This window comes from Bacterioplanoides sp. SCSIO 12839 (assembly GCF_024397975.1).
Classification (GTDB): domain Bacteria; phylum Pseudomonadota; class Gammaproteobacteria; order Pseudomonadales; family Oceanobacteraceae; genus Bacterioplanoides.
Window position 1 is genome coordinate 1,614,936 of the sequence record NZ_CP073745.1, and the last position, 20,265, is coordinate 1,635,200.

14 protein-coding genes are annotated in these 20,265 nt (G+C 48.1%); 6 read left to right on the forward strand and 8 right to left on the reverse strand.

All coding sequences use genetic code 11. From position 1 onward, the window contains the following. Position 1: 1 nt before the first annotated feature. Positions 2–619: a lytic transglycosylase domain-containing protein gene (locus KFF03_RS07535; RefSeq protein ID WP_255860370.1), complete on the reverse strand. Its 618-nt coding sequence runs from the start codon at positions 617–619 to the stop codon at positions 2–4. A 58-nt stretch (positions 620–677) separates the two neighbouring features. Then, complete coding sequence (locus KFF03_RS07540) at positions 678–2,408, reverse strand: proline--tRNA ligase (RefSeq protein WP_255860371.1); 1,731 nt, start codon at positions 2,406–2,408, stop codon at positions 678–680. A 152-nt stretch (positions 2,409–2,560) separates the two neighbouring features. On the opposite strand from KFF03_RS07540, the gene KFF03_RS07545 reads away from it, so the two are divergent. Next, positions 2,561–3,208 (forward strand): DUF938 domain-containing protein, encoded by a 648-nt coding sequence (locus KFF03_RS07545; protein WP_255860374.1) that lies wholly within the window; start codon positions 2,561–2,563, stop codon positions 3,206–3,208. Here KFF03_RS07545 and cobA read toward each other — a convergent pair whose 3' ends face one another. Beyond that, complete coding sequence (cobA, locus tag KFF03_RS07550; RefSeq protein ID WP_255860375.1) at positions 3,209–4,018, reverse strand: uroporphyrinogen-III C-methyltransferase; 810 nt, start codon at positions 4,016–4,018, stop codon at positions 3,209–3,211. A gap of 1 nt (position 4,019) precedes the next feature. Next, positions 4,020–6,755 (reverse strand): nitrate reductase, encoded by a 2,736-nt coding sequence (locus tag KFF03_RS07555; RefSeq protein ID WP_255860380.1) that lies wholly within the window; start codon positions 6,753–6,755, stop codon positions 4,020–4,022. A gap of 431 nt (positions 6,756–7,186) precedes the next feature. Here KFF03_RS07555 and KFF03_RS07560 point away from each other — a divergent pair, with 431 nt between their 5' ends. The 5 genes from KFF03_RS07560 to KFF03_RS07580 all read left to right on the forward strand — a co-directional run bounded on the left by KFF03_RS07560 (position 7,187) and on the right by KFF03_RS07580 (position 15,607). Then, positions 7,187–8,512: a diguanylate cyclase gene (locus KFF03_RS07560; protein WP_255860382.1), complete on the forward strand. Its 1,326-nt coding sequence runs from the start codon at positions 7,187–7,189 to the stop codon at positions 8,510–8,512. Positions 8,513–8,956: 444 nt separating this feature from the next. Next, the gene (gene nirB, locus KFF03_RS07565) at positions 8,957–11,548 is read left to right on the forward strand and encodes a nitrite reductase large subunit NirB (protein ID WP_255860384.1); all 2,592 of its coding nucleotides are present in this window, start codon (positions 8,957–8,959) and stop codon (positions 11,546–11,548) included. A 56-nt stretch (positions 11,549–11,604) separates the two neighbouring features. After that, positions 11,605–11,931 (forward strand): nitrite reductase small subunit NirD, encoded by a 327-nt coding sequence (gene nirD, locus KFF03_RS07570; protein WP_255860385.1) that lies wholly within the window; start codon positions 11,605–11,607, stop codon positions 11,929–11,931. 90 nt (positions 11,932–12,021) lie between these two features. Beyond that, positions 12,022–13,488: a NarK family nitrate/nitrite MFS transporter gene (locus KFF03_RS07575; RefSeq protein ID WP_255860386.1), complete on the forward strand. Its 1,467-nt coding sequence runs from the start codon at positions 12,022–12,024 to the stop codon at positions 13,486–13,488. 349 nt (positions 13,489–13,837) lie between these two features. Beyond that, positions 13,838–15,607 carry a bifunctional protein-serine/threonine kinase/phosphatase gene (locus KFF03_RS07580; protein WP_255860388.1) on the forward strand — a complete coding sequence of 590 codons (1,770 nt, stop codon included), beginning with the start codon at positions 13,838–13,840 and terminating at the stop codon, positions 15,605–15,607. 6 nt (positions 15,608–15,613) lie between these two features. Here KFF03_RS07580 and KFF03_RS07585 read toward each other — a convergent pair whose 3' ends face one another. The 4 genes from KFF03_RS07585 to KFF03_RS07600 form a co-directional block, all read right to left on the reverse strand. Beyond that, positions 15,614–16,885 (reverse strand): NAD(P)/FAD-dependent oxidoreductase, encoded by a 1,272-nt coding sequence (locus KFF03_RS07585; RefSeq protein WP_255860390.1) that lies wholly within the window; start codon positions 16,883–16,885, stop codon positions 15,614–15,616. An 85-nt stretch (positions 16,886–16,970) separates the two neighbouring features. Beyond that, entirely contained in the window at positions 16,971–18,182 is a 1,212-nt protein-coding gene (locus KFF03_RS07590) for an alginate export family protein (RefSeq protein ID WP_255860396.1), read from the reverse strand. Between the two features lie 36 nt (positions 18,183–18,218). Next, positions 18,219–19,058 (reverse strand): ABC transporter ATP-binding protein, encoded by an 840-nt coding sequence (locus tag KFF03_RS07595; protein ID WP_370647463.1) that lies wholly within the window; start codon positions 19,056–19,058, stop codon positions 18,219–18,221. A 65-nt stretch (positions 19,059–19,123) separates the two neighbouring features. Next, positions 19,124–20,086, reverse strand: a complete 963-nt coding sequence (locus KFF03_RS07600) for an ABC transporter permease (RefSeq protein ID WP_255860862.1) — start codon at positions 20,084–20,086, stop codon at positions 19,124–19,126. Between the last annotated feature and the right edge of the window lie 179 nt (positions 20,087–20,265).

Below are 20,265 nucleotides of genomic sequence, written 5' to 3' on the forward strand. Positions count from 1 at the left end.
ACTAGCCACTATGATCAATAAACCAGTATTTTTCCCAGAAGGTCATCACTTTTTCCGGGTATTTCGTGCGTCCCAGGCTACCGTTGTAGCGAGCCAGTGCTCGGGTCCAATCCCCTTTTTCGCGCTTTAAATAGTGCTTGAGAATGGTGCATCCATAACGCAGGTTTGTGCGGGTATCCATAAGATTGTCATCGGCACGGCCAATTTCTTTTTTCCAGAATGGCATGATCTGCATGTAACCTCGGGCACCAACTACTGAAATAGCAAATCGTTGAAAAGCACTTTCTACATGAATTAATGCCATCACCAGCTCAGGTGATAAGTCCGCACGCGTGGCTTCTTGATGCACCATGCGTAAAAAATCCAGACGCGTTTTATCGTCTTTCATATAACGCTTTAAACGGCCCGACATATCAACTAGCCAAACCTGAGCGGCAAACTGATCTTCAAACGAGGTGGCATCGTTAACGGCATTTAGCAGGGCGCTGCGCAGCTCGTTATCAATGACAGGTTTCTCGCCTGATTGAGCGAGCGATGGTGAACTTATAGAGAAGAGAGTAAAAAAAAGCACCGATAAAACCGATTTAAAAAGAACAGGATCGTTAATCTTCGGTTTCATCAGTGCTTCTCTTTGTTTGCGTTGATAACAACGTGTTATAGCAACGCCGGTAGCGTTATTAAAGTTTGATATTCTCTTTCAGGAACTCAACCACTGAACCCGCTTCAATATCCTGCTTATAGTCTGAGCGGCGCGCTTTGTATTCCAGCGTACCGGCTTCTAAACCACGATCAGAAATAACGATTCGATGTGGAATGCCCATCAGTTCCATATCAGCAAACTTAACGCCCGGGCTGGTTTTCTTATCGCGGTCGTCCAGATATACCTCAAAGCCAGCTTCGGTCAGCTCGTTGTACAGCTTCTCTGTTGCTTGTTGAACCGCTTCAGAGCGATGCAGGTTCATCGGTACAATACCAACGTGGAAGGGAGCAATAGCATCCGGCCAGATAATGCCGTTGTCATCGTTGTTTTGTTCGATGGCGGCAGCGACAACACGGCTGACGCCAATGCCGTAACAACCCATGATCATCGTCTGATCTTTGCCGTTTTCGTTCAATACTGTGGCTTTCAGGGCTTCAGAATATTTTGTGCCTAACTGGAAGATATGGCCCACTTCGATGCCACGTTTGATTTCCAGTGTGCCGTTACCGCATGGGCTTGGATCGCCCGCAACAACATTACGCAGATCAGCCACTTCCGGCAGGGGTAAATCACGTTCCCAGTTGATGCCAAACAGGTGTTTGCCATCGCTATTAGCGCCAGCACCAAAGTCAGAGCAGTGGGCAACGGCACGATCAGCCACAATACGCAGCGTCAGGCCGACCGGGCCTAAAGAGCCTGGGCCTGCGCCAATGGCTGCACGAATGTCTTCTTCGGTGGCAAATTGCAGCGGGCTGGCAACGCCATCCAGCTTTTCGGCTTTAATTTCGTTTAATTCGTGGTCGCCACGCACCAGCAGGGCGATCAGAGCCTGGTTGCCATCTTCATCGGCTTCACCACGGACAATCAGCGTTTTGATGGTTTTTTCGATGGCCAAACCAAACTGCTCAACCAGTTCATCGATGGTTTTGGCATCAGGCGTATCCACTTCGCGCATGTCTTCAGTCGCAGCTGCACGATCCCCGGCAGGTGCCAGTGCTTCGGCCAGCTCAACGTTTGCAGCGTAATCACTGGCATTCGAGAACGCGATATCGTCTTCGCCAGATTCGGCCAGTACGTGGAATTCATGCGATTTAGCGCCACCAATTGAGCCTGTATCTGCCCATACCGGGCGGAAGTCCAGGCCTAGACGAGTAAAGATGCGCGAGTAGGTGTCGTGCATAATCTGGTAGGTGTTTTCCAGGCACTCAGCGCTGCTATGAAAGGAGTAGGCATCTTTCATGATGAATTCACGCGAGCGCATGACACCAAAACGTGGACGGGTTTCGTCACGGAATTTGGTCTGAATCTGGTACATGTTCAGCGGTAGCTGTTTGTAGCTGCTGATGTTGTTACGGGCTAAGTCGGTAATGACTTCTTCGTGAGTTGGGCCCACACAGAAATCACGGTTGTGGCGATCTTTTAAGCGCAATAACTCACCACCGTACTGATACCAGCGGCCGGTTTCTTCCCACAATTCTGCAGGCTGAACGGCGGGCATTAATACTTCCATCGCGCCGGAGCGATTCATTTCTTCACGCACAATGGCTTCAACTTTGCGCAGCGTTCGCAGGCCCAGTGGCATCCAGTTATACAGGCCAGCCGCCAGTTTGCGGATCATGCCGGAGCGCAGCATCAGTTTATGACTGATGACCACGGCATCAGCCGGAGTTTCTTTTTCGGTTGCAATCAGGAATTGAGTAGCGCGCATGCGTCGTCTGTGCCCATAGTATCTGTTTAGAAAGCGCCAGATTTTAATGGTTATGGCCGATGGCGGCAATTTTTCTTATTGTCCTCTTGTGCTGTCACATTGCTATGCGATACTCGCGTTTGTGTGAACGGTCAATTAAAGAGAGTCGCTGTATGGTGACAACCCACAACCTGCAACAGAATCCTCCGTACGACACTGGTGAAAGCTCTGATTTGCCGGTTGCGCCTTCTTGTTTGCGTAACCAAAAGCCCATTGCGGATGTGTTGCTGCAAGAGTTGCCAGAGCACGCGGTGGTGCTGGAAATCGGCAGTGGTACCGGCCAACACGCACATTATATGACCAGTCAGATCCCGCATATTAAATGGCAACCTTCGGAAATCAGTGAATGTTTGCCGGATATTAATGCCTGGCGAGAACACTCGGGTCATGAGAACTTTTTGCCACCCTTGGTGTTGGATGTGACGGAAGACTTGTGGCCGGTCAAACAAGTGGATGCGGTATTCAGTGCCAATGTGGTTCATTATGTGGGCTGGTCGCACGTCAGAGCCATGCTTGCCGGGATTGGCCGGGTGCTGGTTCAGGATGGTTTGGCTTTGTTTTATGGGCCGTTTAATTACGAAGGGCAGTTCACCAGTGATGGCAACGAGCTGCTGGATGCCTGGTTACGCGAGCGTGATCCGGATTCTGGTATTAAGGACTTTGAGCAGATTATTCTGACTGCCCGCAAAGAAAAACTGCGGTTAATCAAAGACATTGCGATGCCTGCTAATAACCGCATGTTAATTTTTCAGAAATTTTGATCAGGCAACACGCTGCTGGCGTTGACTGTTCTGCCTATCTTGATGGTTTGAGTCTTGATGGTGTGCGTGGCTTGATTGAGCGCTTGCCAGTGCAAACGAAGTAACCTCACCCACAATCATCATCATTGGCCCGTCACCCTGATATTTTTTTGCCAGATCCGGCAATTCAATTAAAGTGCCGCTGAAGACCTGCTGGTTTTTTAACGTGCCATTCACAATTAACGCGACCGGCGTGTGTTCGTCCAGCCCTTGATTAAGCAGATTCGCACTGATGGCTCCGGCGTGTTTGCGCCCCATATAAAACACCCGGGTTGGGTTGTCGGCCAGCTCAAAATCACCGTATTGACTATGACCACTCTGCATTAACAACGCGTTGCCTAAGTGGCGATGTGTCAGGGGAATTTGCGCGGCTGCGGCACAGCCGACCGCTGCCGAAATACCGGGTACAACCTCGGTATTGATGCCACGTTGTTGCAGGTATTGCAGCTCTTCACCACCACGGCCAAAAATAAACGGATCGCCGCCTTTCAGACGTACGACGCGTTGATATTTTTTAGCGCAGGAAACCAGCAGGGTCTGAATATCCGCTTGCCCCATTTTGTGTTCGCCACAACGCTTACCGACATGAATGCGGGTGCATTGCTGGGGAATTAACTCCAGAATCTCTTCTGAGATCAGAGCATCGTACAACACACAGTCGGCCTGGCTAATGGCTTTCATGGCTTTCAGAGTTAATAACTCTGGGTCGCCCGGGCCTGCACCCACTAAAAAGACGGTACCGTATGACTGATTATTTGGTTGATTTTTCATATCAGGATTCACTTAACTCGGTCGCCAGCTCATGTGCTTGTGCTTGTGCTGGCGTATAGGATTTAATCATGGCGGTCAGCTCTGGAATGCAGGAGCCACAGTTGGTACCACACAGCAGTTTTTCGCCTAATTCGGCAGCACTGCTTGCACCTTCGGCAATGGCTTTTTGAATCGCGCGTTCACCCACCTGGAAACAGGAGCAAACAATGGCGCCCGGGTCTTCTTTTTGGCCTGGTGGTTTGCCTGTTAACAGCGCCAGGCGTGTGTTTCGGTCGAGTTCTGGCTGGTTAAATTGTTCGATCAGCCAGGTCTGGTTCAGTGTCAGTGGCTGTTGAATATCATGTAAAAACATCACCGCTTGCAGTTGGTTGTTGGCAATACAGGCCCAACGATGATGGCCTTTGTTTGCATCATCCAGACACACCCATTGGCATTCTGTATCCGATGTCAGCCGTTGTTTAATCTCGGTCAGGATGTCCATTCCGGCACCACTGCCTGCGATATTATAAAAGTAACCAGTGTCGGTTTTGCCGACGGTCCAGTATTCACAGTCCAGAGGACGGCGTTGTGTGACTTTGTCGGATGCAAATAGGTCCTGCTTACTCAGAATAAAACCCTGCCAATCCAGCTCGGCGGGGGACAACATCACATCGGTCACTTTTAATTCAGGCTGGCCTGAAACCGGGTCATGATCGGAATTAATCAGGCTGCCCATACGTGCTTGTTTGCTGTAACGCTCAGTCCAATGCATTGGGACGAACACTTCGCCGCGTTTCTGAGCATCGGTCAGTTGTGCCTTAACCAGAATTTCGTTCAGTTCGCTGCGAACCACAACCAGTTGTTTGTCCTTAATTCCCAGGTTTTCAGCATCCTGAGGATGAATGTCGACAAAGGGCTCAGCAATGTGTTGTGCCAGCTTGCCAGCCTTACCAGTACGGGTCATGGTGTGCCAGTGGTCACGAATCCGGCCGGTATTCATATTCAGTAAACCGGGCTGATCTACCCGCACCGGCATGATGGCTGCGTTGCTGACAAAACGTGCTTTTCCCGAAAGCGTGTAGAAATAACCATCGTCATAAAAGCGGGCACGACCTTGTGGGAAGGTGTTGTTGACCGGCCATTGAATCGGAGCTAGCGCTTCAAACTGAGCTTCATTCATATCGGCCAGGCCAGATAAATCAAAATCCCGGCTGCCGCCATTTTCAAAGGCCGACAAGCGAGCATGCTCAATAAAGACGTCATAGGGCTTCTGGTAGTCAAACTGTTCACTGAACCCTAAGCGTTGTGCCACTTGAGCGAGCATCCACCAGTCCGGTTTGGCTTCGCCCGGGCTGGGTAAAAAGCCACGTTGGCGGGAAATCCGGCGTTCGGAGTTGGTGACGGTGCCGTTTTTTTCGCCCCAGCTGGCGGCCGGTAACAAGACGTGGGCAAAGGCGGCGGTATCGGTATCGGCCATGCAGTCTGAAACAACGACCAGCTCGACTTTTTTCAGCGCGCGTTTAATCAGGTCGGCATCCGGCATCGAAACCACCGGGTTGGTGGACATGATCCAAAGGAATTTAATGTCGCCTTTTTCGGCGGCTTTAAACAGGTCGATGGCTTTTAATCCGGGTTTTTCCGCGACACCCGGAGCATTCCAGAAACGTTTCACTCGTTCGCGATCAGCCGCGGCAAAATCCATATGAGCGGCTAACTGATTGGCCAGTCCACCCACTTCGCGGCCCCCCATGGCATTGGGTTGACCTGTAATCGAAAACGGGCAGCTGCCCGGCTTACCAATCTTACCGGTTGCCAGGTGTACATTGATGATGGCATTGGCTTTATCCGTTCCGGTAGCACTTTGGTTAATGCCCATCGAATAAGCGGTCACCGCGGTTGGGCTATTGGCGAACCACTCAAAACAGGTTTCCAGATCGGCCCGTGGCAGGTCACATTGTTGTGCAACGGCTTCCAGATCAGAACACTGCTGCTGGGCCTGAGTTAATGCCTCTTCAAAACCTTCGGTATGTTGCTCGATAAAGGTGTGATCCAACGCGTTGTGATTTGCCAGGTAGGCTAAAAGCGCATTGAACAAGAAGCCATCTGAGCCGGGTTTTAGCGCCAGATGTAAATCGGCAATATCACAAGTGGCGGTGCGACGTGGATCAATGACCACCACTTTCATATCCGGGTTGTTCTTTTTTGCCTGACTGATGCGTTGGAAAATAATCGGGTGTGCCCAGGCCGTATTGCTGCCGACCAGCAACAATAAGTCGGTTTTTTCCAGATCTTCGTAACAGCCAGGGACGGTATCACTGCCAAAGGCGCGTTTGTAACCGGCAACGGCCGAGGCCATACACAAGCGTGAATTGGTGTCTATGTTGGCACTGCCGATAAAGCCCTTCATCAGCTTGTTGGCAACATAATAGTCTTCGGTGAGGAGTTGACCTGAACCATAAAAACCAATGGCATCAGGGCCATGACTATTAAGCACCTGCTGAATTTTATCCGCGATCAGGTTGAGCGCTTTATCCCATGATGTTGGGTTGCCCGACATCAGAGGTGTCAGCAAGCGACCATTATGATCCAGTGTGTCATGCAGGTTTGAACCTTTAACGCACAAACGCCCGAAATTGGCCGGATGTGTTTGTGTTCCGGCGACGGGTAACAGTTCACCATTCAGTTGACGGGCATCCACTCCACAACCGACACCACAGTACGGGCAGGTGGTTTGAGTTTGCTGAATCATTTGGCTCATTGTTCTATCCAAAGCTACCGAAAAATTTCCAAAAAAAAGCGCTCACAGGATGAACCTGTGAGCGCCAACGCTCGGAGTCTGAACCGGAGGGGTAACAGACTATTTACACAACATAAAAGATAACACCTGCGGTGGTGCTGTCAGAGCTAACCCCTGATGGCTCTGATCGCTGCCCGAGGAGTTACGTTTAATTGCTTTCAAATTCAATGCCAAAACTGACAGTGTGCGTTTTTCATAGCATTTCCAGAGGTTTTAGACCCATTTATGCGAAAAATGCACTATTTTGGTTGGTTGAAATGCTGGGTTTGACCCTTGATGGTGCGGTTGTTGTGATAATGCGTTGCTGGTGCAAATTAAAATAAAGATAGACGCTCAGACTTTTTATTGGGTGCTAGACTGAATTTATTGATTTGATTAAGACGAGTGCATTGATGACCAAGCCAGCCTCCACAGCCGTATCGTTGGGTGCTTCTGATGGTGTCTCTTTATTACACCGTAAGATTCATGAGTATGTGAAGGGGGAGCCTCTGCATGTATTGCTGCTGGGGCGTAATGATTATACCGAGGCACTGGCTGAAAATATTGCTCAGACAGGCTATCGGGCCAAAATAGTTGACTCGATCTCTCATCTACTGGCTCGAGAAGAAGCCAATACGTTTGCTGTTATCATTAATATGGATGTTATTTCAGAGAAGCAGCACCAATGGTTGATTGACCTTGCTGACAGTAATAAGCAATGGCCTGTGATTGCACTAAGCTCAGAAGATAACCTTGAAATCCGTGCGACTGCGGTACGCATGGGAGGGCAATCGTTTTTTACGGCCCCGTTTGATACACATGCCATTATTACTGAATTAAATGCGTTAAGTGAGCGTTTTGAGCGCGACCCTTATCAGGTATTGGTGGTTGATGACCAGCGATCGGTAGCTGACTATTATTCTTCGGTATTGCGTGAAGCCGGTTTTGTGACTGAAACCATCACTTCGCCGATGAAAGACCTGATGCCATACCTGCAGCATCATATTCCGGATCTGATTCTGTTGGATTTGTATATGCCGGATATCAGTGGACAGGAGCTGGCTGGGATTATTCGTCAAATGAGTAATCTGATTTCTGTGCCGATTGTGTTTCTCTCTTGTGAAATGAGCTCTGAACATCAGTTGCGTGCTTTGTGTACCGGGGCGGATACCTTTTTGACCAAGCCGGTTAAATCTGCGGACTTGCTGGCGGCGGTAGAGTCACGTATCCGTCGTGGGCGAACGGTTCGTAATCTGGTGACTCGTGACCCATTAACCGGCTTGCTGAATCGTCGCGAAACACTGCGTCGCCTGGATGACGGGGTTGCTCGCTTCCAGCGTTACGGTCATACACTCAGCCTGGTGATGCTCGATCTCGATCATTTCAAATCCATCAATGACAATTATGGACATGCCATGGGAGATAAAGTGATCAAACATTTCTCGATGGCTTTGCAGTCCGTATTACGTGATGACGACATTATTTGTCGTTGGGGTGGTGAAGAATTTGTTTTGGTATTGACTGAAACCGGCCCGGATATCACGACAAAAATTGTACAGCGGGTGGCTGCATTTTTACTCGATAGTAGCCCGTTTGATGATTTTAAATATACTTTTTCAGCGGGCATTGTTAGTGCGGAAGCCGGTATGAACAGCGAAAATATGCTTGATATTGCCGATCGACGTTTGTATCAGGCGAAAGCTCAGGGGCGAAATTGTATTGTGAGTCGTGGTGATTAATTGGCTCTGAAACCTATACCTTGAAACGTGCTTAAAAAAAGCCACTCCTGAGAGTGGCGAATGCGCGAACTTGTCTGTACGCAATGTACTGACGAAACACATCCTGTCAGTTTCTTTCTTTTCTCTCATCCTTTTATTGCTGGTTTATCCGGGATCATTGGTCAATCCCGGCATTCGCTGCAACTCTGTCAGAATTGTTGATGATGGCTTTTATTTTTGCACGCTAAGTGTGCGGTTTTTTACTGTTGTGCACCTGAAAAGAGCTTAAGTGTTTTTATTTTTTATAGTGCCTGCAATAAAAGCGGCGAAAACCCTATGGAAAACATTGGCATTTAATTTGCTGAAGGTTAATGGATTTCTTTCTCTACAACGGCGTGGGGCGGGACAGCGCAATGATGCATCACAGGAGAATTATTACCGATGAGCAGATAGAGAGAGTTCATTATGAGCACATTACCGCACGTAAGCCCTTCCACCCCAAAACGTATTATCGTTGTGGGCAACGGCATGGTTGGTCACCAATTTCTGGCAAATCTGGCCGCTTCTGAAAACGCATCCGATTATGAACTGATTACCTTCTCTGAAGAACCGCGCCTCGCTTATGACCGGGTTCAACTCAGTAAGTATTTTTCCGGTGCGACAGCTGACGATTTATCCCTGACATCTGAGAGTGAATATCAGCAAAACAACATTCGTTATCTGCTAAATGACAAGGTGGTGGCGATTGATAGCAGCGCTAAAACCATTACCACGGCCAATGGCAATGTTGAAGCTTATGACAAACTGGTGTTAGCCACCGGTTCTTATCCTTTTGTTCCGCCGATTCCGGGTAAAGATCAGGAGCATTGTCTGGTCTACCGTACTATTGAAGATTTAGAAGCCATTTCAGCCTCCGCCGCACAAAGCAAAGTGGGTGTTGTTGTTGGTGGTGGTCTGTTAGGGCTTGAAGCGGCTAACGCTTTAAAACAAGCCGGTCTGGACACTCATGTGGTGGAATTTGCCCCACGTTTGATGGCGGTGCAGCTGGATAACGGTGGCGGTGAGGTATTACGCAAAAAAATTGAAGAATTAGACGTTACGGTTCATACCGAAAAAAATACGCAGGAAATTGTCGCCGGTGAAACCTGTCGCTATCGCATGAATTTTGCTGATGGCAGCTTCCTTGAAACCGATATGATTCTGTTCTCTGCCGGGATTCGTCCGCAAGACGAACTGGCTCGCCAGTTTGACCTTCAAATAGGCGAGCGCGGCGGTATCGTGATTAATAATGCCTGTCAGACATCCGACCCGGATATCTACGCCATTGGTGAATGCGCCCTGTGGGAAAATATGATTTTTGGTTTGGTAGCCCCGGGCTATCAGATGGCCAAAGTGGCAATGAATCATATTCAGGCTTGCTACAGCGATAGCGAATCCAGTCTGGAATTCCAGGGTGCGGATATGTCGACCAAGCTCAAGCTGCTGGGTGTTGATGTGGCTTCTATTGGTGATGCCCATGGCAATAGTGAAGGCTGCCAGTCGTATGTGTTTAAAGATGAAGTCAGCGACGTCTACAAGCGTTTGATTGTTTCTGCCGATGGTAAAAAACTGCTGGGCGCTGTGTTGGTGGGCGATGTGGAAGCGTATGGCTCCCTGTTGCAGCTGAAACTGAATGATATGGATATTCCGGGCGATCCGGCTGCTCTGTTATTACCGGCAGGCAGTAGCGATGAAGAGGGTGGTGCAGGTTTAGGTGTTGCAGCGTTACCGGAAACCGCTCAAATCTGTTCTTGCTTTGATGTTACCAAGGGCGATATTGCCGCCGCCGTGCAGGGTGGTTGCTGCACCATGGGTGACATTAAAGATGCTACCAAAGCGTCAACCGGCTGTGGCGGTTGTGCAGCATTGACCAAACAGGTGATGGATGCTGAACTGGCGTCGCTGGGTGTGGAAGTAAATAACGACCTGTGTGAGCACTTCGCCTATTCACGTCAGGAGCTGGCCGACATTATCCGGGTAAAAGGCTTTACCACGTTTAAAGACGTGTTAGCTGAGCATGGTAAAGGGCACGGTTGTGAAATCTGTAAGCCAACCATCGGCTCCATTCTGGCTTCATTCGAAAATGAATACGTATTAAAAGACGAGCATATTGGCCTGCAGGACACCAATGATATTTTCCTGGGCAATATGCAGAAAGACGGCACTTATTCGATTGTGCCACGGGTTGCCGGTGGTGAAATTACCCCTGACAAACTGATTGTTCTGGGTGAAGTGGCTAAAGAATACGACCTGTACACCAAAATTACTGGCGGTCAGCGTATCGACTTGTTTGGTGCGCAGTTGCATGAGCTGCCGGACATCTGGAAAACGCTGGTGGACGCCGGGTTTGAAACCGGCCATGCCTACGGTAAGTCACTACGTACTGTGAAATCGTGTGTGGGCAGTACCTGGTGCCGTTACGGTGTACTGGATTCTGTGTCGATGGCGATTGCGCTGGAAAATCGCTACAAAGGCCTGCGTTCGCCACACAAAATTAAATTTGCGGTATCCGGTTGTACCCGTGAATGTGCCGAAGCACAAAGTAAAGATATTGGTGTGATTGCTACGGAAAATGGCTGGAACCTGTATGTGTGTGGTAACGGTGGTATGCGCCCACGCCATACCGATTTATTCGCCACCGACCTGGATGACGAAACCCTGATCAAATATATCGACCGCGTACTGATGTTTTATGTACGTACCGCCGATCGTCTGCAACGCACCTCGGTATGGATGGAGAATATGGAAGGCGGCGTTGACTACCTCAAGCAGGTGGTGATCGAAGACAGCCTGGGAATTAACGCCGAGCTGGAAGATGCCATGACCAAAGTGGTTGGCACTTATCAGTGTGAGTGGAAAACCACCATCGAAAACCCTGAAAAACTGAAACGCTTTAAGCACTTTATTAATTCAGATGCAGAAGATGCGGGCTTGTATTACGTACGCGAGCGTGGACAGCGCCGTCCGGCAACCGAAGCCGAAAAAATCGAATTAATTGAGCTAAACCCTGTGGAATAAGCCGGGTTTATTCCTGATAAAGAATAACTGAACATAAAAAATAATGGAGACCCGTTATGTCTGATTGGGTAACTGTGTGTGAATTAACTGACATTGCGCCGGATACCGGCGTGTGTGCAGCATTAAATAATGAGCAGGTTGCACTGTTTCGTTTTGGTGACGGCGAGCAGGTGTTTGCTGTGTCGAACTTTGATCCATTTGGTAAAGCGAATGTCCTGTCTCGCGGGATTATTGGTTCAATTGGTGAGCAGCTGGTGGTGGCATCGCCGCTGTATAAGCAGCATTTTGACCTGCAAACCGGGGCTTGCCTGGAAGATGATTCAGTCAGTCTGAAAACATTTTCAGTGAAAGTTGAGAATAATCAGGTGCTATTAGCCGCCTGATAAAAGCATAAGCGCGACATGGACAAAGCGCTGATTCTGTCAGCGCTTTGTTTTATAAAAAATTATTAAAAGTTTGTAGTAAGGTTTGGCATGACAAGCGAGAAATTTAATTTATTTGTCTTCAGCGGCAAAATGAAAATCCTGCATCTGAGCTGGATGGCATTTTTTATTACCTTTTTAGTGTGGTTTAACCATGCTCCTATGTTACAGGCCATTGCCTCAAGCCTTGGCCTGGCCCCATCAGAAGTAAAAACTCTGCTGATTCTGAACGTTGCCCTGACAATTCCGGCGCGGGTAATTATTGGTATGCTGACTGACCGCTTCGGCCCACGGATTGTCTATTCATTGCTACTGGCGATCTGTTCGATTCCGTGTTTTATGTTTGCTTTAGCCGATGACTTTGCCCAAGCCGCTATCGCGCGCTTTATGCTGGGCTTTATTGGTGCTGGTTTTGTGATTGGTATCCGGATGGTGTCAGAATGGTTCCCGGCTAATGAATTAGGTACTGCTGAAGGAATTTATGGCGGCTGGGGTAATTTTGGTTCTGCTGCGGCTGCCTTTACTTTACCGGTTGTCGCACTGGCATTTGGTGGCGATGATGGCTGGCGTTATGCGATTGGTCTGACGGGTGTATTAAGCCTGTTATTCAGTTTTATTTATTACGCTAACGTCTCAGATACCCCAAAAGGCTCTACCTATTTCCGCCCGAAAAACCTCGGCGCGTTAGAAGTGACCAGTAAAGGCGATTTCTTCTTTTTGGTGATTATGAAGATCCCGATGTACGCGGCTCTGGCTTTATTAACCTGGAAATTGTCGCCACAAGGAGTGAGCCTGCTGTCAGAAACCACCGCGCTGTTGTGTTACGTCGGTTTGGTGCTGTTGTTCCTGTATGAATTAACGCATGTCTGGAAAGTGAATAAGCACGTTTTTGAAGCGCCGGTGGATGAAATTCATCAGTACAAATTTAAGCAGGTTGCGGTACTGAATGTGTTGTATTTTGCTACCTTTGGTTCTGAACTGGCGGTGGTGTCTATGCTGCCGTTGTTTTTTGCTGAAACCTTTGAGCTGACACCGGTTGTGGCTGGTATGGTGGCTTCGGCGTACGCCTTTATGAATTTGATGTCGCGCCCGGGCGGCGGCTGGTTATCGGATAAATTTGGCCGTAAATCCACCTTGCTGATTCTGACTGCGGGTCTGGCGGTGGGCTATTACGTTATGTCGCTGGTCGACAGCAGCTGGCCGGTGTGGCTGGCAGTGGTTGCGGCGATGGCCTGTTCTTTCTTTGTACAATCCGGAGAGGGGGCGGTGTTTGCCGCGGTACCTCTGATTAAGCGTCGTTTAACCGGACAAATTGCGGGTATGACGGGTGCATACGGTAACGTTGGTGCGGTTACTTACCTGACGGTATTGTCTTTGGTTGATTATTCCACCTTCTTCCTGGTGATTGCGGCAACGGCTGTGGTGGGTTTTGTTGCGCTGTTGGCGATGGAAGAACCTAAAGGTCATATGGCGGAAGTCAATGAAGATGGTTCGGTTGAGTTAATTAAGGTTTCTTAATTTATTCCCGCAAATAAAAGCAGTACTGGTATTTATTGTTCGGCACGCCGTGAATACGTCCCTGTAGGCTCGGCTGCTGCGTCCTGCAGCAGACGGCCGACCAACAAACACCAGAACTGCTTTTCGTATATCATCGTATTTATAAAAGTGTGGATGACGCGTAACTTATTCTGCATGTTTCCATTTATCTTCGAACAGCAAACAAGCCTATCAGAATACTTTTTAGCCGCACCCATCACACAGCCCGTCCCTGGGCTGATGATGGGCACGCAACATCCTTGTTGCTGCTTTAAAAAAGTATTCTGATAGGCTTGTTGTATTTCTCTAACAGGTTCTTCTGGTAATAGTCATGGGCGATCAGTTAACCGTCAGTTTTGGCGGGTTCTCCACCGCAGGCATTAAAGACGAAAATCAGGATGCTTTCGCAGCGCACCAGCCCGGCCTGTCTCAGGCTAAATACAAAGGCATTGGGGCTTGTATTGCTGACGGTGTAAGTTGCAGTGATCAGGCGCAGCTGGCTTCATCCACCGCGGTCACGCATTTTTTGCAGGATTATTACTGCACCCCTGACAGCTGGGATGTCAAAACATCCGCAGGCAAGGTGCTGTCATCATTAAATGCCTGGTTATTTCATCACGGACAACAAGCCAGTGCGCGTCATAACAGCCTGGTCACAACCTTCAGTGCTTTAATTGCCAAATCAACCAGTGCTCATATTTTTCATGCCGGTGATAGCCGGATTTATCGTTATCGGCCGCAAAAGGCTGAAACGGCGGCAGAATTTGAACAACTCACCCGTGACCATTGTATTGCTCAGGGGAACCCACAAAAGGGGGGTAAAACCTTTCTGAGTCGGGCGCTGGGGATGGATAATTATCTGGAGGTGGATTATCACTGCGTGGATATTCAGGCTGGTGACTATTTTGTTTTTTCGACAGACGGCGCCCATGAATATTTGTCTGCGGCTGATATTCAGCAGTGCCTGAGCGAATTAACGCCAGATGACAAACAACACCAGTTTGAAAAAGCCTGTCAGCAGTTGGTTGGCACGGCGCTGGATCGTGGTAGTGATGATAACTGCAGCCTGTTTCTGGTTCGTATTGAACAAGTGCCGGCACCGGATATGGAAGAAGCACAGCGCCAGCTGACACAACGGGTTATTCCACCGGCGCTGGATGTTGGTCATAAAATTGATCAGCTCAGCGTGGAAAAAGTGCTGTATTCAGGCAGTCGCAGTCATGTGTACCGTGTGAAAAACAACGACGGCAAGCACTATGTATTAAAAGCACCGTCTGAGAATTTTAGTGATGATCTGGTTTATCTGGATGGTTTTTCCCGGGAGCAGTGGGTCGGAAACCGGGTTGATCATCCGAATGTGATGAAAATATATCCGGTTCGGGATGGCAGTCGTTTTTTATACCACTTATGTGAATATATTGAAGGGCAGTCATTACGCCAGTGGCTGCATGACACCGACAAACCATCGCTCGATCAGGTGCGTGACATAACCGAGCAGATAATCCGTGGATTACGGGCGTTTCAGCGTCTGGGTATGGTACATCGTGATCTTAAGCCGGAGAATATTCTGATTACTCCACAAGGCCAGGTGAAGTTAATTGATTTTGGCACAGTTTCGGTCAGAGGAATCTCCGAATCAGCTGGCAGTATCAAGGAAGACTGTCCGGTGGGTTCGGTACAATACATTGCCCCTGAATATGTGATGACAGGGCAGGCAGGGGTGCAGAGTGATTTATTCTCACTGGCCGTAATTGTGTACGAAATGCTCGCAGGTCATAGCCCTTATCGAATGGATGATGTGCATCGTCGTACGCCTAAATCAACGTCAGAATGGCGTTATATTTCTTTACGCCAGCATCGCCCGGATTTACCACGATGGCTGGATCTGACGCTGGAAAAAGGTACGCACCCGAATTGGCAGAAGCGTTATCCGGCCTATTCTGAGTTTATTCAGGACCTGAAACAACCGAATCCTCAGCTGTTACGTCATGCACATAAGCGTCCTTTAATCGAAAGAAACCCGGTTAGATTCTGGAAAAGTACCAGTATTGTTTTATTGATATTAGTGTTGTTGTTAACCTGGAAACTTCTGCAGCGATAAAAACAATCAGGCCACCTGAGGCTCGCAGAAATCTTTTCCAAATAATAAAACGTCTCGTATTGAGCGGATATCTGTCTGATTCCGCATCAGCTCAAAATACCACTGGCTGTCGGCTACTTCGCCAATACAAAGCGCGCCGGCCAGGGTGTTGTTGCGCAGAATCACTTTTTTATAGATACCCTGGTGATCGTCTCGTAGTGTCAGGACATCATCGCCATCCAGAGCGTTAAACTCGCCGACACTGTGTACGTCGAGACCTGAAACCTTTAATTTAGTCAGGTGTTGTTGTTCACGGTAAACCAGAGTTTCTTGAGTGTTTGTACGTGAAGCGTTCGCTTGTAACAGCTCCGCTGCCAGTACCTTAGCCTGATCCCAGATGGGCGCAACCAAACCATAGGTAAACTGTTCAAACTGACAACACTCACCCAGTGCATAAATTGAATCGGCACTGGTACGCATGCGTTCATCCACCAGGATTCCTTTATCACAGAGGATGGCATTATTCTCAGCAATACCGATTGTCGGCTGAATGCCAGTAGCAAAAATCACCGCCTGTGTGTCTATATTGATGCGAGTGTTGTTGTGCTGATAACTGACCGAAGATACCTGTTGTTGATCCGAGATTAACTCTATATCGGTTGCTCCGGTGTGAACATCGACACCTCGCTGTTGTAAGGCCTGGGTTAATAATATTGACCCTTCTGCATCCAGCTGGCGATTCATCAATACCGGGTTACGGTGTAGCAGGGTGACGTCTACACCTTGTGTTTTCAGGCCTACGGCGGCTTCAACCCCTAATAAACCACCACCAATCACCGTGGCCTGTTTTAATTCAGGCAGGCGAGTGAGTAATTGATCGACATCGCGAATATCCCGAAAACCGCTGACGTTAGTGCTGTCAGCACCGCTGAGGTTCGGTATAAAGGATTGCGAGCCAGTGGCAATCACCAGCTGTGAAAAGTGATAGTGTTCACCACCACTGCTTTGCAGTTTTTTGGTCTGAATATCAATGTTTTCAACGGCGGTATTCAGCAAAATACGAGCACGTCGTTGTTGATACCAATCCTCATCATGAGGAGTAATTTGTGTCAGTGTAGTTTCTCCGGCTAACAGCGGAGAAAGCATAATACGATTATAGTGAGCAACTGCTTCGTTGCTGAAAATCAGAATCTGATCAAATGGGTGTTGAGTGCCCAGCTCTTCCAGTAATCGATTACTGGCCATGCCGTTACCAATAATAATTAATTGATTGCCAGACTTTTCAGACACAACAGGCATAGTGAAGCTCCAGACGGGAATTCCGAAAAATACCGGAAGCCGGGTGTTAACCCGGATCCGGCGAGGGAAGGAAATAATTAAATGATCAGAATTTTGCGCCAATCCAGGCCCAGAATTTTTCTGTATCATTCAGAGCTGGAGCAACGTCGCCCTCTGAGAAGCTGGCATACTTGATACCAGCGCTGAAGGTTTTATTAATTTTACCAGCCGCTAATAAGTTGATTTCACTACCCAGGTCGTCACTTTCATCAACACCTTCATAGTCGTGATAAACCGCTACTAACTTAACCGGACCAGCCTTGGTGGCAACTGAAATATATTTGTCGTCCAGACCAATTCCCGGCGTGCCTAAATAACGATCTGCCCAACCACCAAATTTATGGTTAGTACCATAAGGTGTGATAAAACCGGCATCGCCATCATCGGAACCTTTAATTTCATTACCCAGTTTTGCTGTGATTCCTGCGACCTTTACGCCACCTTCTAACAAGATATAGCTGGTATCAAACTCTGCACCGGAAGGTACTTCACGAGTTTGTGTTGCAAACTCAGCACGATAAATCAGCGTCAATGATTCCAGTTTTTGTTTGCCATCCAGGTAAGCACCGTAGGTATCAAGTTTGTCATAACCAATGGTGTCGTCTTTGCTTTCCAGCAGGTAGGCATAACCCGCAACTTTGCCAACTGGCAGTGCGCTGTAGCTTGCATTCAGCAGGTGGTCGCTGACATCGTTGTCGGTAAAGTTCAGGAAGTTACGCTGATCAATATAAGCGTAATCAACCGTGAATTCGTCAGTTTTGTAACCCAGGCGTGCAGCATCATAAGTTACTTCGTTTTGACGCCAGCCAACATTACCAATAAAGCGTGCGTTATCCAGAATAATACGCTGGCGACCCAGGGTGGCATTAATACCATCTTTCTCATAGCTGATTTGTGCGCGGTTCCATTCGGTATTTTCCGGATCGGCAACAACATCATAATCAGGATCTTCAGGGGCATATTCATCAACGATTGCACGAATATCCTCCAGTTCTGCTAATACTTTGAAACCTGCAATTGAACCGGTTTCATAACCGACGCGCGAACGTAACGTTAATGCCGTTGCTGCATCAGCGCCGCCATCTGTGTCGTTAGTTTCATAACGTAAGCGGAAGTCGTTCAAAATTTTACCGCCGGTTAACGCATCTGCTGCTTCGTTGGCCTGAGCCTGGGCTGCCGTTGCCAGAGTGGCGGTGAAAACAGCCGCTGACAACAGTGATGGCGCCAGGGTGCGTGCAGATTTTTTAATAGAGTTCATAACTTCTCCTGAATTTATGTTTTTTTAACGATCTGGTTAAGCAACTTTATTTCGCGCGGTTTTAGTTTTTTCTGTTTTTGCTGATTGAATATCTTCAACCTTTTTTTGTTTTTCATATAAGAAACTGAGTACCTGCTGACGGTAGCTGTTATACGTCGGGTCATCTGCCAGCTGGATGCGGTTGCGTGGGCGTTCCAGCTCAATGTTTAGAATCTCGCCAACTGTCGCCGCCGGGCCGTTAGTCATCATGACAATGCGATCGGATAACAATACGGCTTCATCAACATCGTGAGTAATCATGATGACGGTATTATTTAAGTCTTTCTGGATTTCCATTAAGGAATCCTGCAGGTGAGCACGAGTCAGGGCATCAAGTGCACCAAAAGGCTCATCCATTAATAACACCTGAGGTTCCATCGCCAGTGCCCGGGCAATCCCGACACGCTGCTTCATACCGCCGGAGATTTCATCCGGACGCTTGTGCATGGCGTGTGTCATATGCACCAGCTCAAGGTTGTGCTCAATCCAGGCTTTCTTTTCAGCCTTAGATTTACTGTTTTTAAATACTTCGTTGACCGCCAGTTCGACATTTTCGTAAGCGGTCAGCCATGGCAGAAGAGAGTGGTTCTGGAACACCACGGCTCGCTCCGGCCCTGGCTCTGTGACTTCTTTTCCTTCCAGAATCACACCACCTTCGGTCGCTTGATATAAGCCCGCAACAATATTTAATACAGTGGACTTACCGCAACCGGAGTGACCAATCAGTGAGACAAACTCACCTTGATCAATCTTCAGGTCAACACCATCCAGTGCCTTAAACGGGCCTTTGGGGGTAGGGAACTCAATGCTGGTTTTGGAAATTTCTAAAAAGCTCATAATTTATCTCCGAAATTCTGTATGTAACTGGCCGTTGTGCACGATTAATTAACGAACAACTGCAATTAACGAACGACCGCTGACTTATCCCAATTTACCCATTTTTGAATGGTCAGCATGGCACGGTCCAGTAAGAATCCAATAAAGCCAATCACTAAAATCGCAACCATGATTCGACCCAGTGAGTTGGAGCTACCATTCTGGAATTCGTCCCATACGAACTTACCTAAGCCCGGGTTTTGCGCCAGCATTTCTGCCGCGATTAATACCATCCAGGCAATACCAATAGATAAACGTAAGCCAGTGAAAATCATCGGAATCGCTGCTGGAATAACAATTTTACGTACGTGAGTGAACCAGCTCAGGCGTAGTACCTGGCTTACGTTGTTTAAATCTTTTGGTACACCGGCAACACCGACCGCCGTGTTGATCATGGTTGGCCATAAGCAGCACAGAGATACGGTAAACATAGATACTAAGAATGATTTAGAAACGGTAGGGTCATCGGATACATACAGAGCACTAACAACCATGGTTACCAGTGGCAACCAGGCCAATGGTGAAACCGGTTTTAAGGTCTGAATAATCGGGTTGATGGCTGCATAGGCATTTGCGCTCAGGCCAATCACAATACCAATTGGAATGGCAATTAAACTGGCCACAATAAAACCGGCCATTACCGTACCTAAGCTGGTAGCGATTTGATCAAAAAAGGTAATGCGACTTTTATATTCGCGCCACTTTACATTGGCGTCCGGGTTTTTTGCCAATTTCTTTTCATTGCGAATGCGTTGGCGTTCGTATTTTTGTTCTACTTTGGCACGTTCTTCCTTGTGTTCATCTACCAGGTTGCTGAACTGTTGAACCACTTCACTCGGGCCAGGGAAGTTACCCAGCGATGTGACAATGTTATTGGCTGCGACTTGCCAGAGCATCAGGAAAATACAAAGCCCAACAATGGGTAAGCTAATGGCTTTGACCAGCTTGGTAATGGCAGGTGGGGTTAAACCGTCAGACAGCGTCTGCATCGGATTTTTTAGTAGTGATGACATGCTCATGGCAATAACAACCTCTGATTTTTCAATTACTCAGAGCGCTTTGGCTCTGTTTAAAATATTTTGTTTAATGTTTTGTTTGATGTGGAATTCCAAAAAACTAAACAAAATATTCTGATGGTTTTTAAATGTGAGGCTGAGCGGGGCTCAGC

What these genes read in the sequence shown, in the direction of transcription:
- KFF03_RS07535 (WP_255860370.1), bottom strand. Translation starts at nt 619, where the DNA reads ATGAAACCGAAGATTAACGATCCTGTTCTTTTTAAATCGGTTTTATCG.
- KFF03_RS07540 (WP_255860371.1), bottom strand. Translation starts at nt 2,408, where the DNA reads ATGCGCGCTACTCAATTCCTGATTGCAACCGAAAAAGAAACTCCGGCT.
- KFF03_RS07545 (WP_255860374.1), top strand. Translation starts at nt 2,561, where the DNA reads ATGGTGACAACCCACAACCTGCAACAGAATCCTCCGTACGACACTGGT.
- cobA (WP_255860375.1), bottom strand. Translation starts at nt 4,018, where the DNA reads ATGAAAAATCAACCAAATAATCAGTCATACGGTACCGTCTTTTTAGTG.
- KFF03_RS07555 (WP_255860380.1), bottom strand. Translation starts at nt 6,755, where the DNA reads ATGAGCCAAATGATTCAGCAAACTCAAACCACCTGCCCGTACTGTGGT.
- KFF03_RS07560 (WP_255860382.1), top strand. Translation starts at nt 7,187, where the DNA reads ATGACCAAGCCAGCCTCCACAGCCGTATCGTTGGGTGCTTCTGATGGT.
- nirB (WP_255860384.1), top strand. Translation starts at nt 8,957, where the DNA reads ATGAGCACATTACCGCACGTAAGCCCTTCCACCCCAAAACGTATTATC.
- nirD (WP_255860385.1), top strand. Translation starts at nt 11,605, where the DNA reads ATGTCTGATTGGGTAACTGTGTGTGAATTAACTGACATTGCGCCGGAT.
- KFF03_RS07575 (WP_255860386.1), top strand. Translation starts at nt 12,022, where the DNA reads ATGACAAGCGAGAAATTTAATTTATTTGTCTTCAGCGGCAAAATGAAA.
- KFF03_RS07580 (WP_255860388.1), top strand. Translation starts at nt 13,838, where the DNA reads ATGGGCGATCAGTTAACCGTCAGTTTTGGCGGGTTCTCCACCGCAGGC.
- KFF03_RS07585 (WP_255860390.1), bottom strand. Translation starts at nt 16,885, where the DNA reads ATGCCTGTTGTGTCTGAAAAGTCTGGCAATCAATTAATTATTATTGGT.
- KFF03_RS07590 (WP_255860396.1), bottom strand. Translation starts at nt 18,182, where the DNA reads ATGAACTCTATTAAAAAATCTGCACGCACCCTGGCGCCATCACTGTTG.
- KFF03_RS07595 (WP_370647463.1), bottom strand. Translation starts at nt 19,058, where the DNA reads ATGAGCTTTTTAGAAATTTCCAAAACCAGCATTGAGTTCCCTACCCCC.
- KFF03_RS07600 (WP_255860862.1), bottom strand. Translation starts at nt 20,086, where the DNA reads ATGCAGACGCTGTCTGACGGTTTAACCCCACCTGCCATTACCAAGCTG.